Annotated in this window: 14 protein-coding genes; 5 read left to right on the forward strand and 9 right to left on the reverse strand. The window is 38.5% G+C overall.

The genetic code is table 11. From position 1 onward, the window contains the following. Positions 1-7 precede the first annotated feature (7 nt). The gene (locus AUF14_RS06835) at positions 8-991 is read right to left on the reverse strand and encodes a sugar isomerase (RefSeq protein WP_102865964.1); all 984 of its coding nucleotides are present in this window, start codon (positions 989-991) and stop codon (positions 8-10) included. A 166-nt stretch (positions 992-1,157) separates the two neighbouring features. Here AUF14_RS06835 and AUF14_RS06840 point away from each other — a divergent pair, with 166 nt between their 5' ends. After that, positions 1,158-1,865 (forward strand): GntR family transcriptional regulator, encoded by a 708-nt coding sequence (locus AUF14_RS06840; RefSeq protein ID WP_049222093.1) that lies wholly within the window; start codon positions 1,158-1,160, stop codon positions 1,863-1,865. Between the two features lie 71 nt (positions 1,866-1,936). Here the strand turns inward: AUF14_RS06840 and AUF14_RS06845 are convergent, their stop codons facing one another. Further along, the gene (locus tag AUF14_RS06845; RefSeq protein WP_049222098.1) at positions 1,937-3,286 is read right to left on the reverse strand and encodes an MATE family efflux transporter; all 1,350 of its coding nucleotides are present in this window, start codon (positions 3,284-3,286) and stop codon (positions 1,937-1,939) included. Positions 3,287-3,554: 268 nt separating this feature from the next. Here AUF14_RS06845 and AUF14_RS06850 point away from each other — a divergent pair, with 268 nt between their 5' ends. After that, positions 3,555-4,829, forward strand: a complete 1,275-nt coding sequence (locus AUF14_RS06850) for an ISL3-like element IS1476 family transposase (RefSeq protein WP_016252543.1) — start codon at positions 3,555-3,557, stop codon at positions 4,827-4,829. A gap of 336 nt (positions 4,830-5,165) precedes the next feature. Here the strand turns inward: AUF14_RS06850 and AUF14_RS06855 are convergent, their stop codons facing one another. Genes AUF14_RS06855 through AUF14_RS06865 form a run of 3 tightly spaced genes read right to left on the reverse strand, consistent with a single transcriptional unit; the run spans position 5,166 to position 6,587 of the window. Then, positions 5,166-5,549 (reverse strand): FMN-binding protein, encoded by a 384-nt coding sequence (locus AUF14_RS06855; protein WP_225844264.1) that lies wholly within the window; start codon positions 5,547-5,549, stop codon positions 5,166-5,168. 29 nt (positions 5,550-5,578) lie between these two features. Further along, on the reverse strand, positions 5,579-6,085 hold the full coding sequence (locus AUF14_RS06860; protein WP_049221488.1) for a flavodoxin domain-containing protein: 507 nt from the start codon (positions 6,083-6,085) through the stop codon (positions 5,579-5,581). 1 nt (position 6,086) lies between these two features. Then, complete coding sequence (locus AUF14_RS06865; RefSeq protein ID WP_049221492.1) at positions 6,087-6,587, reverse strand: MarR family winged helix-turn-helix transcriptional regulator; 501 nt, start codon at positions 6,585-6,587, stop codon at positions 6,087-6,089. Positions 6,588-6,848: 261 nt separating this feature from the next. On the opposite strand from AUF14_RS06865, the gene AUF14_RS06870 reads away from it, so the two are divergent. After that, entirely contained in the window at positions 6,849-7,613 is a 765-nt protein-coding gene (locus AUF14_RS06870) for a DeoR/GlpR family DNA-binding transcription regulator (RefSeq protein ID WP_049221495.1), read from the forward strand. Between the two features lie 14 nt (positions 7,614-7,627). After that, positions 7,628-8,971: a DUF1576 domain-containing protein gene (locus AUF14_RS06875; protein WP_049221497.1), complete on the forward strand. Its 1,344-nt coding sequence runs from the start codon at positions 7,628-7,630 to the stop codon at positions 8,969-8,971. Between the two features lie 62 nt (positions 8,972-9,033). Here AUF14_RS06875 and AUF14_RS06880 read toward each other — a convergent pair whose 3' ends face one another. From AUF14_RS06880 to AUF14_RS06895, 4 genes are all read right to left on the reverse strand, one after another. Next, a complete protein-coding gene (locus tag AUF14_RS06880) occupies positions 9,034-11,634 on the reverse strand; it encodes an FtsX-like permease family protein (protein WP_049221500.1) in 2,601 nt (866 codons plus the stop codon). After that, the gene (locus AUF14_RS06885) at positions 11,621-12,307 is read right to left on the reverse strand and encodes an ABC transporter ATP-binding protein (RefSeq protein ID WP_049221503.1); all 687 of its coding nucleotides are present in this window, start codon (positions 12,305-12,307) and stop codon (positions 11,621-11,623) included. The genes AUF14_RS06880 and AUF14_RS06885 overlap by 14 nt, the downstream gene beginning before the upstream one ends. A gap of 106 nt (positions 12,308-12,413) precedes the next feature. Further along, on the reverse strand, positions 12,414-13,319 hold the full coding sequence (locus tag AUF14_RS06890) for a sensor histidine kinase (RefSeq protein WP_082158531.1): 906 nt from the start codon (positions 13,317-13,319) through the stop codon (positions 12,414-12,416). A 4-nt stretch (positions 13,320-13,323) separates the two neighbouring features. Next, positions 13,324-13,989, reverse strand: a complete 666-nt coding sequence (locus AUF14_RS06895; protein ID WP_048719000.1) for a response regulator transcription factor — start codon at positions 13,987-13,989, stop codon at positions 13,324-13,326. A 182-nt stretch (positions 13,990-14,171) separates the two neighbouring features. Here AUF14_RS06895 and AUF14_RS06900 point away from each other — a divergent pair, with 182 nt between their 5' ends. Beyond that, positions 14,172-14,444: a hypothetical protein gene (locus AUF14_RS06900; protein WP_049221504.1), complete on the forward strand. Its 273-nt coding sequence runs from the start codon at positions 14,172-14,174 to the stop codon at positions 14,442-14,444. Positions 14,445-14,464 lie beyond the last annotated feature (20 nt).

Consider the following 14,464-nt stretch of genomic DNA (forward strand, 5'->3'; position numbering starts at 1 on the left):
CTCTTTTCTAGTTGTACGAGGCTTTCCACATATACGTACGTTGGGTGTAATCTTTTTTTATTTGGTAAGCGAGTTCTCGCATGAAGACATTATTTAAAATCGGAGAAAAGATCAGGTGATTAAAATGCTCTGAAACCTTTGGATCAATTTGACTTAATCCTAGCTCCTGTGAGTCTAATACGAAGACTTTCTTTCCGCCAAACTCTTGTAAAAAGCGAGCTGCCCGTTCATCGTTGGGTCGACTGCCGCCTTCTCCAACTAAAAGAAAAACAGAGGTTTCTCCATCGATCACTTCGAAAGGTCCATGGAAGAAATCACAGCTGTTGACTGTTGGAGAATCAATTTGCAGCATCTCCATAATGTTGCAAATCGAGAAAATGTAGGCAGCACCATAAGCAGCACCACTACCCATAACATGAATGGATTTAGAATCACGGTTTTGCAGCGCCCACTTAATTGCCTTTGTTCGAATATCCTTAACCGCTTGTTTGTATAGAACATCGACTTTTTCAAAAGCTTCAATGGCCAAGTCCATATGCTGATAGCCTTCCACAACATCCATCACGGTCATAGCCAGCATCAAACCAAAGGCGGCATTGGTTTTTGAAAAATCACTTTCATCAATAGCGACGGAATCGTAATGAATCTTATAGTCACAAACCTCGGTTAATTCAGATTCGTCAATATACAACGCAATTGTTGCTGCACCGAGCTTTTTCGCTACTTTGGCCGCTTCAATCGTTTCTGGAGTTCCCCGCATAGAGCAAATAACTGCTAAAGTCGTTTCATTAACAAAGGCTGGCGGAGCTTTGACAAATTCATTGCTGGTGACATTTTTCGAACGCAATTTTGTAGATTCCTGATCTAAGAAATAATGCCCTGGATAAAAACCGCCATAGCTTCCTCCTGCCGCTAACCAAATCACCTGCTGGATGCCTCCGATTGACTGCTTCTCTTCATGAATTGTTTGGATCATTTCTTTGATTTCCATACTGTTTCTTCCTTTCATTATCAAAATACTTATCTGCCTATCTATATGATGAGTTTAATACAAGTTAAAATACATGTCAATACGTGCATAGAACCAATTTTAAAACTTGTACTATAGTTGAACTATTAGAAATTTTTGTTTATAATTGAGAAAAGGCGGTGTAGCAATGGTTCGAAAGATAATTGATGAACATAAACCACTCTATTTGCAGATAAAAGAAGCCATCCTTCAACAAATTAAAGAAAAGGAGTTGGTTGCAGGAGACAAGCTCCTCTCTGAAGCGCAATTTCAAAAGAGCTTTCAAGTCAGTCGAATTACGGTTCGAAAGGCCATTGATGAATTGGTGGAAGAAGGCTATTTAACTCGCCTTCAAGGAAAAGGAACCTTTGTAAAGCATCAAAATCAGGGCATACAAAAAAGCCTCTCTCTGACTCAGGTTTGTCTTGATCAAGGAAAAAAACTTACTTCAGATGTACTTGCAGTGAAAGAAACGATTGTCCCTGCAGATTTTATTCCCCTTTTTAACTCAGATAAAAGTATCATGATCGAGCGTCTTCGTAAGGTCGATGGGGTGGCAATCATGCTGGAGAAAAATTATTTACCTACGGAATTTACTTTTTTATATGAATGTGACCTTTCCGGATCCCTCTATGAAGTGCTGGCGGAGCATGAAATAACACCCAAAGTTAAAGGAATGAACCAGGTGGGTATCAAACAATTAACGGATCAGCAAGCAGTATTATTCAATGTTCAAAGCGGCCTATCAGTGATTCAGCATAAGGGAACCGTCTATGATACGAAAAATCAACTGGTGCTAGCTTCCGAGGAACTTGTTCGTGTGGATTTACCAGACCTGTTTAAGTATTATTTGTAACGCACATAATTCTTTGACCAACAAAAATAGCGTGTCTGTTTCTGATCAGCAGAAGCAGATACGCTATTTTTTTAAATTAGTTTTCGTTGCTGCCACTTTCTACTGAAGAAGTAGAGCATTCCTATACAAGCCGGAATAATCGGTGATAGTGCTTGTGCCCAGTAAATCCCTCTAACACCAAACTCCAGCAGTGTTCCTAAAAACCAGCATAGCGGTAAACGAATGACCAACGCGTCTAACAGTGCATTAATCATACCAAGGTTGGCAAATCCAACCCCCACTGCAAAAGAGTCAAAGTTGTACATCGTTGCATAAAACAAACTATTCCAACAGCAACAGATTCTCAAATATACAACGCCCGCCTTTAGTACCGCTTGATTTTCTGGATCAAATAAGCGAATCAGCGGTTCGGCAAATACTTGAATGAACAAAATAGCTATCAAAGAAACAAGAATGCTTGCGAAAAATCCAATCTGGACGATTTTTTTCGTTCGCTTTAAAAGCTTCGCCCCCATATTTTGGCCAACCATTGTCGTTACTGCTTGACCGATTGCCCAACACGGCATGCCAGCAAAGGTATTGATCTTCAAACCGATTCCCGCTGCTGCGGCAATGACTACTCCGTACTTATTGATCATGACTGCAATCAGTAAATACGAAATATTAACTACGGTCATTTGGATTGCTGTTGGCAAACTCACCTGTACAAGTTTTGACAAAATGGCTTTTTCAAGTCTAAAACTTGATAGTTGAAATTCAAAAATAAAATTCTGTCTTCTTAAATAAAGAATCGCAATACCAAAAGAAATGGCTTGCGAGACAATCGTCGCATAAGCCGCTCCAACAGTACCAAAACTAAATACGCCTACCAATAAATAATCTAGCAAGACATTTATTCCCGCTGCGATCATGACAAAGTACAGAGGACTCCGTGAATCGCCGAAGCCTCGCAAAATCGAGCAGGTGGCATTATAGCCGAACACAAAAATAGTTCCGATAAAAATCACCAGCATGTAATCACAGGCGTCTTGATAGGCCTCCTTTGGAACATTCATCCAGGTTAGGATCTGCTTATAAAAGAAAATACCCGCGCAGGTGATTAGGATAGCAACAACTGCTGTCATAGCGTAAATTGTTCCAATTGTCTTTTTTTGTCTAAGCTCATCCTTCGCACCTCGATATTGAGCAATTAGCACGGTGCCTCCCATCGTAATCCCCATGCAAATCGTATTGACAATAAAAACTAAGGAGGACGCATTACTAATTGCGGCTACGCCCGTACTTCCAACGATCCTTCCAACCACCAGCATATCGGCGATATTATAGAGTGATTGCAATAGATTAGCTAAAAAAAGTGGAATCGCAAAACGAATTAATTGTTTTGTGACACTGCCTGTTGTTAAATCATGAAAGTTACTCATGTTCTCATCCCTTTTCATTTTTTTACAAAAAATAAAAGAAGGTCACCGATGACATGACCTTCTTTTACGCACATGAAATTGCAAAAAAAGGCCATTGACAAAAACACTGTCAATGGCCTTGTAAAATCGGTTCTATAATATTTTGTGTTGGTGGAAAATCGAAGGCGATTTTCTACTAACACTTTTTTCTTCGTTTCAACTCAAAAAGAGACTCACTTTTGGTAAAATTTAGTCGACCAAAACGTCACCCTACCAAAGGAGTCTCTCAATGGATAATCATACTAGAAAATTACTCGGATTAACAGATAAACATTTATTTTTTGATGAAGAATGGCTGATTGAAAAAGAATATAAAGGCGTTCAAGCGCAGTTTATTAAAGGAAAATTGGATGACTCTCCTTCCTGTTGTGAACACTGTCGATCGGTTCGTATTATCCGCAACGGTTCCTATACGACACGCACTCAGATGTTGAAAGTCAAAGAAAAGTTAACTATTTTAGAATTAAAACGTACCCGTTTTCTCTGTCATGATTGTGGAAGGACCTTTTCTGCGAAAACGGACTTAGTTGATGAACATCATCAACTAACAAAGGAACTGAAGCAGGCGATTCTCATGGAACTGTACGAAAATCAATCACGTAAACTAATCGCTAAGAAGTACTTCGTCTCGGATGGGACGGTGACACGGATCTTGCGTGAAGCAACGAAGCATTACCAGCCACGTATGAACTTCCTTCCGACGGTGTTATGCATGGATGAGTTCAAATCAATGAAGTCTGTTTCTGGTTCCATGAGTTTTATTTGTGTTGATGGAACAACCAATCAGCTATTTACGATCCTTGAAGATCGTAGACTTTACAAACTAACTCAATACTTCCTGCGCTTTCCTAGAAAAGCTCGTTTAAAGGTCAAGTACCTAGTGATGGACATGAATGCCAGCTATTGTCAGCTGCTTAAAACGGTCTTTCCAAATGCGGAGATCGTAACTGACCGCTTTCATATTGTCCAACATATCAATCGCAGCTTCAATCAATTGCGTGTCCAGATCATGAATCGTTTTCGAACCTCACACTCTGAAAATCAGAAGAAGTACCGTCGGCTCAAGCGATATTGGAAACTCTTACTCAAAGATTCCACGACATTGGAGCCACTCAAAAGACATTATCACCGACTGTTTAAACGACCGATTAGTCAAACAGAAATCGTCGATGAACTGTTAAGCTACAACGAAGAATTGCGAACAGCGTATCATTTTTGTCAATTATTACGCTATTATTTCGTTAAACGAGATACGGAAGGCTTTCAAGAAACCCTTAAAACAATTTCATCTACGTTACCTCAGTCGTTTAAAAAGAAATTTACGATCTTCCATCGCTACCAATCGGGTATTTCAAATGCCTTTAAGGTGTCCCACTCAAACGGCGTCACTGAGGGGCTGAATAACAAGATCAAGCTGATTAAACGAATTGCGTTTGGTTATCGCAACTTTTATAACTTTCGGGCACGGATCTATTTACAACAAGGTCTGATCTTTGAAAACTAAAAATATGCGGCGCACAGAACGCGCCGCATATCGGACTAAGTTTTATTCAAATTTGTCTTCACCAACACGATTTGACGAAGAGCCGTAAAATCTTGCAGACATCTTGAATAAACCAGAAATTAGCTAATTTCTGATCACTCTAGCTGACTGATGAAGATTTATTTCGATTAGGCTCCGTACAATGTTTCATCGTATTCGATTGTGCGGAGCAAATTTCAATGCACACTTTATTGTAAATGATATAGAACATATCAATCGACTGCTTTCCTATTTGATACGTCTATTATATCTAGCAATAGAACCAAATTCAACATGGAGAAAAAAGATAGAGAAAAATTAATTTTCTTGTGTCAATGCGTTCTCTACAGCCTTCGTAATTGTGACACTGCTTTGAGTCGCACCGCTGATTGCGTCAACGTCCAAGCTCTGTTTATTAATAATCTGATCAATAATTTTCTCGCCATTCTTTCCTAAACCGGTCATATGATCTTTGATTTCAATATCGGTAATTTTTCCATTTTCAACTTGCACGTTAACCTTTGCTGAAACTGGTTTGATTTGTGCTTCTCCCACATATTCTCCATCTGCTACTTGAGAAATCGGCACTTCATTGATTTTAACTTTCTTCAATGTACGCTTCGTCAAAAAATCAGCGCCTACTTTCACACAAACCACGAGTAAAATGACAACAACTAAAATAATCATTATTCGTCTTGCCATAACTCCATCAATCCCTTCTACTTTTTCAGCTACCCAATCTTCTCTAATTCTGACAAATCAATACAATCGACACATCCCTCATCTACTGCTTGTTCAATTGCTTTTTCAATCTCCAATTTCTCTTGGAGAGGTTTCTTCTTGCTGCTTTTACTAATCATTTTTAAAATGATTTTTTCCGGCATATTTAGCTGCTGCTTGATTAACCGCCCTCTTAGATGGTAAAAGCTCGCCTGAGGAAACTCCTTGGAAACACCCTCACGAATTTCCGTTAGTTTTTCTTGATCCTCAACAGCTGTCAAGCCAACAGAAATGATTGTCAAATGACTATTACCAGATAGTTTCTTTTTCAGTTCTTCTAATCCTATTACTTTTCCAGCATAGACACTGCCGAAATAATAAACTTCGTCAGCCTTTGCCAGCTCTTCTGAAGAAACCTGTTCTTGCTTAAAAATCCGATACCTGTTATTTTGCGCAAAAGTCTTCGCATATAATTCTGAACTTCCTTTTTTTGTTGCATAAATCACAATCGTGTTCATACTAGTTTCCTCCCTGTTTTTTTGCCGCTAATTCTTCCAGATTTTCGACACCTGAGTACAATTTCATTAAAATGATAAAAAAATTCGTTATTTCATCATCAGTATAACCTTCAAAAATCGAATGAAGGGCCTCGTCATGCAGCTTTGCGACTGACTGAAAGTAAGATTCTCCTTTTTCTGTCAGGCACAAATCCGTTCTTCGTCTGTCTTTTTTATTTCGACTGATCGTGATTAGTTCTTTCTTTTCCAAGGCAACCGCCAGCTTTTTGATATTTTGTCTTGAACATCCCAAAAGCTCCCCGCAGCTGGTCAAATCCAAGACTTTTTCTGGCACCTGTTTGACCATGATCAGCACCATGAACTGCTTCACTGTTATGACTGGATCTACTTTGTCGAAGGATGTTTGCAGGCGATTACCCAAAATGAATAAACTAGCAAAAATCGCTCGCTGTTGATTATCACGCCCGCTTTTGTAGGCTTCTGTTAAACTTTCAATGTTCATGTGGACCACCTCGATAACTTTAAAAATAAGTAACTTGTTACCTATATTCTAACGGAAAAATATAGTTGCTGCTATAGGTCTTAAGTCTCAACTTCTTTTTTGCTCTATTCGATCTTAGCATCTGAAAAATTTATATGCTCGAATGACTTTTTTATGACTTTTCATATCTTTTCATCGTTAAAAAATGTATAATAAACTCATATAAAACCGCTTTCTTTTTATTGGTTCGCTATTTGAAGGGTTTATATAGGAGGCTTTTTAGTGAAAAACTCGATCATGAACATCGATAAACGTCATAAAGATATTTTAGATATTCTGGAAAAGAAGGAACACATGACTACTTTGGAGTTATCCGAGGCTTTGGATGTTTCCCTCAGTACAGTCAGACGTGACTTGCATTTACTAGAAGAAAAAAACGATATTATTCGCAAGTTTGGCTACTGCATGTTTAATTATGAAAACAAACCTGATGACGATCATTCAGGACCCGTTCGCATCAAACAGGCACTCGCCAAGGAGGCTAGTAAGTTTGTTCATGATTGCGACACGATCTTCATTAATGCCAGCTCGACCGCGTTAAAAACGATTGATTTTTTGCATGTCGATCATTTAACAGTCATAACCAATAACTTAAAAATCAATTATTCCCCACACCATGCCAATTATAATTACGTCTTGACCGGCGGAGAAATGCGATATCCAAAGGAAGCATTAGTTGGCGATGTCGCTATCAACACCTTATCTGTCATTAATGCGGATGTCTGTGTTGTCGGATGCAGTGGCATAGATTTAGAAAATGGGGTAACAACGAAAACCATGAGTGAAGCAACGATTAACGAGATAATGATCAAACGCGCCACCAGATGTAAAATTCTTGTGGCTGATCATCGGAAAGTCGGAGTAACCTCGAAGGTCAAAATGTGTGATATCTCCGCGTTTGATTATTTGATTACCGATCAATTTAGTTCCGAAGAAATGTTAGAAGAGATTCGAAAAATGGGTGTAACAGTCGTTCAAGTCAACTAAAGGAGTGTGAAGCTTTGGGAAAAACAAAACACGTGTTACTTTCGACAAATATTATTTTTATTTTTTTGCTTTCTTATGGATTGGTGCTTACGCTATCTGCATTTTTTCTTGCTAGTTCGAATGAACTGACTATGGGAATGCTGCGGATCATAAAAGCTCCCAGTAATTTGATTACAGATTATGTTCATATCGCAGGAGTTGGTCCAGCTTTTTTAAACAGCGGACTATTAACCTTAAGCAGTCTGTTCCTTTTGCGAAAGCATAAGCACCATTTTTGCTCCCTGACTGTTTCGGTTATCATGATGCTTTCCGGTTTTTCATTTTTCGGAAAAAACATCATCAACTCTGCGCCGATTATTTTGGGATGCCTGCTGTATTTGCGGATTCATCATTCTGGCAGACAGGATTTATTGGTCATGGGGCTTTTAAGTACTTGTCTTTCGCCAATCGTTAGCACGATCTATTGTGCGCCGGATCATTTTTTCATTTCAAATACGTTCATAGCCTTGGCAGCAGGGTTATTTATCGGCTACACGATTCTGCCGATCTTCGAATTTTTGAAAGTCCACACCAAAGAGTTAAACCTTTATAACATGGGCTTTTCCGCTGGCTTCATTGGGGTTCTTGGAAACTTGGCCACGAGGAACGTTTTAGCAATAAAAATCGTGCCTCACGCCCTTTCCTTTGATCACCACTACGCGTTGCTTTCCTTTTTAGTTGCTTTATTAACTGTCCCATTTCTTATCTTTTTGTCCTTTTATAAACGAAACATCACCCGAACGAAGCATTTGCTTTTGGATTTAAAGAAAATCGCCCGCTTTTCACTTTACGGCTATCTAGCTGTGATCTTTACTCTAATTTTAAAAGTCCCTTTAAGCGGGATTCTAGTCGGAGCTATTTTGACTTTCGCTGGCTTTAGTATGTATAATTTCAAATTTCGCTACTTCTTTTTCCCTGCATTAGGTGTGTTTCTCGCTGCGCTATTCTTCTATCAAGATACCGCGACAACGAATAATATTGTGATTATGCTTTTTGCCAGCACACTTTCTCCGATGACTCGTAAATATGGGTTGGTAACAGGCACGCTTTCTGGTGGGATCTTTTCATTGATTACTCGTAACACACACTATCTTACTGCTGGAATCAATTTGTATAATTGTGGTTTTGCTGGCGGCATCACTGTTTTGTTAATGGACTTTGTTCGAGTGCAGTTTTATAAGCACAGCAAAATCAAAGCCTATTTTCAAACTTGGCATCTTCGAATCATTGAAATTGAGAAAAAGTTGATTGCCAGATTTCTAGCATTTTCTCAAACTTTTCTTTTTAAAATTACAACGATGAAGGATGATCAATTGTAGCGTGAAATAGGCTTTCATAAAGAACAAACCTGCCTTCGATTCATCCCGAAGACAGGTCTTTTTCATTCTAGCTTATTAAATTCTTCAATAATGTTACTGCTCCGGAGTCCTCTAGCTAAATTAACGCTGATGAGATAGCACAGGCCGAAAATACAAAAGTTGAGTCCAACAACCGGCAATACAGGATAGTCAAACCTCAGCCCTAGCAAATAGATCTGAGAATAATTATATTGAAGCTTTGTAATTATGATTGAGACTGCGGTTGATATAGCGATTGAAACGAAGACAAATAAGGTGGTTTCAAAAGCAATCATTTTCTCTAACCCTTTAAAGGATAAGCCCAATGCTTTAAACAGATAAAGTTCTCGCTTTCGCGTTTCGATACGATACTTCAGACTATTGATTAGATTAATGATGACTAACAATAAAACAACAAGCGCTATCCCAAAAACATAGACGATTTCTTTCCGATAGATAGAATACAGCTGTTCCTTTTCAGCGATCAGACTTCTGGCAGTGACTTGCTGATTTATCACAGCCAAGCGGATAAGCTGTTCTTCAATCGACTCCTTCTGGATGTTAGATAGCTCAGCATTTGCATTGACATTGATTGTTTCATAGGTGTACCTAGGGACGATTTTTTGATAAGCCTGATCACTCATTATTATTAATGGATATCCCTGTTCTATTAATGATACTTCTTGCATATAAGGATAATAGGCAATTGCAAGGATCTTCATTTTCTTTTGTGAATAGTCTGTCTGATTGTCAGTCATTTTCCAGTAATCTTCGCTTTTAGTTTCAAAGTTCGAGGCGTAACTCACTGTAAGAGTCTGACCTAGCTGATAACTCATCAGCTGTTCCCCGTTTTTAAAATAACCCACTGACCCTTTTGATGGGCCGGAAGTACTAGTTGTAGGCATGGCAAGAATCACTTCATTTTCACTCAGATTTTCAGGGTCAAAATTGCCAGCCTTCAAATATTTTTTTAACTTCTTTAGGGCATTTGAATTATAGCCCTTTAATTTCGTATGATAAACTGCTTCTCCCTGAAGCTTACCAGTCAAAGAAAAGCCATAATTTCTTAAAACGATCTCGTCTTTTTCCTTCAAAAATTGCTCATTGCGATCAACACCAGAATCAATAACTTTAACCGGCAAAGCGCTTTGCGTCTCTATTTCCTTTATCCCCTTAATCTTCTCAATCTTTGAAAAGACCTCCGGCTTGATACCTAGACGAGCATCCAGATCATCATAAGTAGTCAGTAAATAATCACTGTTGTAAAAACTCGTAGTTTTTCTAATTTGTTGATTTTCTTTTGCTAAAATTGCTTGATAGAACAAGCTAATAAATAACGTTGAAGCCAAAATTAAGGACATAACAATAAAAAGAGAAGTTTTTACATCTCTAAAAATATATTTTAGCCCCAACTGCTGGTAGAAGGTTGATTTGTTAGAGGTGTCTGTTAATCGGAAGAAATGCAAATCTGATTTCCCACTACTATCATTACCAAAGATGGTGTCGGTTACTGAACCGGCATTTATCGCATTCGCACCAAGATAGCCCACTATCAGAATTGTCAAAAAGAAACAAAGAAGGCAAATGGCAATCGGTAAAACCGGAATAATCAAATCAAATTGATCTGCCTTACCCCAGAAATAAATGTCAATATTTTGATCCTTAGAAAGAAGCGTGACAAGATAAGAACAGCCGTAACCTGCTACGATCTCAATTGGCAAACAGACTAAAGTCAGGCCGCTGAGTTCCATAAGAATCATTTTCCTTATTTGTTTTTTGGTTAATCCTAAGGCGCGTAAAATACCGAACTGATCTTTTCTTACCATTAAAGCGATTCGATGGATTCCAAAAATAACAATTGCACAAATAGTAATCATCAGTGCCCCCATTTGAACATCCAGCAGCAGTAAATCTTCTGTATTTTCTTTCCAAACATTTTCTCTAATTTGCTTATCTCTAAGGTTCAATTGCTGTTTTATTTTCGTTAGTTTCTGCTTATTACCGCCTTCACTAAACGCGATTGAAGCCGTTAGATCCTTGTCATAATTGTTTTTCATGTCCAAGTCTGTATACAGGGTGACCACTGCAGCTCTTTTATGAAAAGCCTGATCGCTAATGATTCCAACCAGCTTAAATTTTTCCGTCACTACCTTATTTGTAGAATTATCATAGCTGACCGGTACAGCTACTTCCTGATCAAGAATCGGATTGATCCCTAGATTCAACAATGCCCATTTTTCTGCAACGATTTCTTGAGGCTTTTTCGGCATTCTTCCTTTTAGGAGTTTTGCTACCGCAAGTATCTCCTCGGAATTTGAGGCACGCAATATGCCTCTTTGTGAATCTTTTGTTTGAATATTCCCTAACTGCTTTCCAATGCCTAAGTGCTGGATTTCAGGATTTTGCTTGAGCAGATATATCTGTTCAGCATCCAAGCCGTTAATTTCATAATCAATTGCCGTGTAGATAAACAAATTTTGCTTGGCGATCACGCGATAATTCGTGTGCAAGAGCGTCAATATACTGAAAATCAATGTGATTGATAGCAGCAGACTAAAGATAAGTGCGAAGGAGTTTTTTCGATAATCCTTAACAAAGCGGATTGTTAGTCCTAATAACGTACTTCTCGTTTCAATTTTTTCCATCACGCACCTCCGATACTAAGATGCCGTCTTCCATTCGAATGATTCGATCAGCCAATTGTGCAACTTCCTCATCATGAGTAATGATTACCATCGTTTGTTTAAATTTCTTACTGGTAATTCTTAGTAGTCCAAGCACATCCTGCCCGGTTTTAGAATCCAAATTCCCCGTCGGCTCATCTGCAAAAATAATCACTGGTTTGGTCGCTAATGCTCTGGCAATTGCGACACGTTGCTGCTGCCCTCCTGATAACTCATTTGGATGACTATTTACCTTATCCGTTAGCCGTAAAAGAGTAATCAGCTCAGAAATATACTCCTTATCAATCTTTTTTCCATCTAATAGAATCGGAACAACGATATTTTCCCACACCGTCAACATAGGAACCAAATTGTATTTCTGAAACACGAAACCGATATTCCTTCTGCGGAAAATCGTCAAGGCTTCATCATTCAACTTTTCAATATTCTTGCCATGAACCTTTACTTCCCCTTTTGTTGGTTGATCCAATCCACCAAGAATATGCAGCAACGTAGATTTTCCGCTGCCACTAGTTCCTACGATTGCTAAAAATTCCCCGCGATTGATTGTTAAGTCGATTCCTCTTAGTGCTAGTACTTTTGCATCGCCTTGACCATAGTTTTTTTCAACTCCGATTGTTTGTATGATTTCCATTTCTACTCACCTCCAAGAAAAAAGTTTGCATCGTATCTCTACAATCCAAACTATAGCAAGAAAATATCTCCATGTTGTCTCTCAAAAGTATCAGTTTTGAGAGATTCTATTCTGCGGGAAGATAAATGGAAAATGAGCTGCCTTGTCCCATTTCTGAAGTCAATTTAATATAACCGCTCTGAGCTTCAATAATTTGTCGTGCAAGATACAGACCAACGCCGATACCTGGCTGATCCGCAACGTCTTCACTGCGGTAAAATCGCTGAAAAATTTTATTTTGTTCATTTTCAGAAATGCCGTTGCCCTCATCTTGAACACGGATCTTAGTAAACATAAATGTGCTTTCAACCGTCATTTGGATATTGCTGCCAGCAGGGCTATACTTAATCGCATTATCTAAAATATTAGACAACGCCTCGCTCGTCCATTTCCGATCATAAAGAGCGTATTCCTCTGACTCCTCTATCGTTAGAGTGATTCCTTTTTCCAGTAGTTTTGTTTGAAATTGCTTTTTCACTGAGACAAGAAATGGGGCTACTGGCTGTTTCTTGACAACTGGAGCGATCGTTCCAGTTTCAAGTCGAGACATTTTTACTAATGCTTTAATCAAAAAATCTAATTTTTCTGATTGTTGAGAAATCAACTTAATCTCAGGGGATTCCTGTGGATCCTTTTCCGCTAATAATTGTGCGTACAATAGGATATTAGCAATAGGCGTCACACACTGATGTGAAATATCAGAGATTAATGTTTGGATCACCTGTTTTTGCTCTGTGAGACTCTCAGCAGTCACAAGGGTACTTGATAAATAGTTATATAGATCATTTTCCAATGATGATAGCTGCGACTCTTCATAATTGGTTAATTTCAAATTGCCGTTTGCTGCAGCGGCAACCATTTCCTGAAGGGAATCAATCACCCTTTTCTGCTTTCGCCTAAAGTAAATCAGACAAATGGTGCCACAGCAAACAACGCCAAACAAAAATACAACAACCATAATTCCCCAATCCATTCTGTCACCTCCAACTATAACCAATCCCGTAAACAGTTTTTATATATTTAGGATGACTTGGATCATCACCGATTTTTTTCCGCAGACGTTGAATAACCACCGTCAACGCGTGCTCATCCACAAATTCACTATTACCAGACCAAACCTTATCTATTAAATAACAGCGCTTCAATGTTGCTCCTTGGTTATTCAATAACAAGTAAAGCAAACGCTGTTCCGTTTTACTTAATTCAATTAAACTTTCAGAAACGTAAAACACCATCGCTTCAAAATCAAACACGAGATGATCAATGACAAACTTTCGTTGCGGTGTGATCTGTCTTAACTGAACAGCTACGCGAGCACGAAGAATCATCAAGCTAAATGGTTTCACCAGATAGTCATTCGCCCCTGCCTCCAGTCCAAGGATGATATCCGATTCCAAATCATTTGCTGTGATAATGATGATTGGAACTTTGCTCGTTTGACGAATTTCTTTTAAAAATAACATCCCGTGACCATCAGGAAGGTTTAAATCCAATAGCATCAAATCTATCGCAAAGTTATTTAAAATCTGCTTTGCTTCACTAATCTTTTTGCACTGATAGAAAACCTTATCCTCTTGATCTAATGCCATTTTGATCCCATCATTTAAGTCAGTATCATCTTCTAAAATCAGTATTCTTTTCATTTCTGCCTCCTAACCGAGCGCTTACCTCTTCACTTAATATTATACGGGCAAGGCAGCAGATAAAGAAGTTCATTTTTTTCGAAAAAATAATAAGAAATTTTTTCTTAACTTTTGAAATACTATTTTTTAACCCATCAATCACTGTTAAAATAGAGGCTATACACTAAGAAAAGGAGACTACTATGCGAGGAACAGTTTCAACTGACCAACGTGTTTACCACTATGAATCACCTTTTTTAAAACAAGGAGAGCATGGGCTGACGCTTAGCCAATTGCGTGCTCAATTTATTAAAGAACTGCTGAATAATCCGCGAGCAAAATATGTGACAGAAAACTATGCTCTTGAAAAGGAGCATCGTCGAATCAACGTCTGGAAAAAAGATGGAAAGACGCTTTCTGAGGATGAATTGTTGCGAATCGATACAATCATCCCGCGAATCTTTGAAACAAACTAAATCAAGATGAACAAAAAACA

This window comes from Enterococcus avium (assembly GCF_002891025.1).
In the GTDB taxonomy this organism is placed as follows: Bacteria; Bacillota; Bacilli; order Lactobacillales; family Enterococcaceae; genus Enterococcus_A; species Enterococcus_A avium.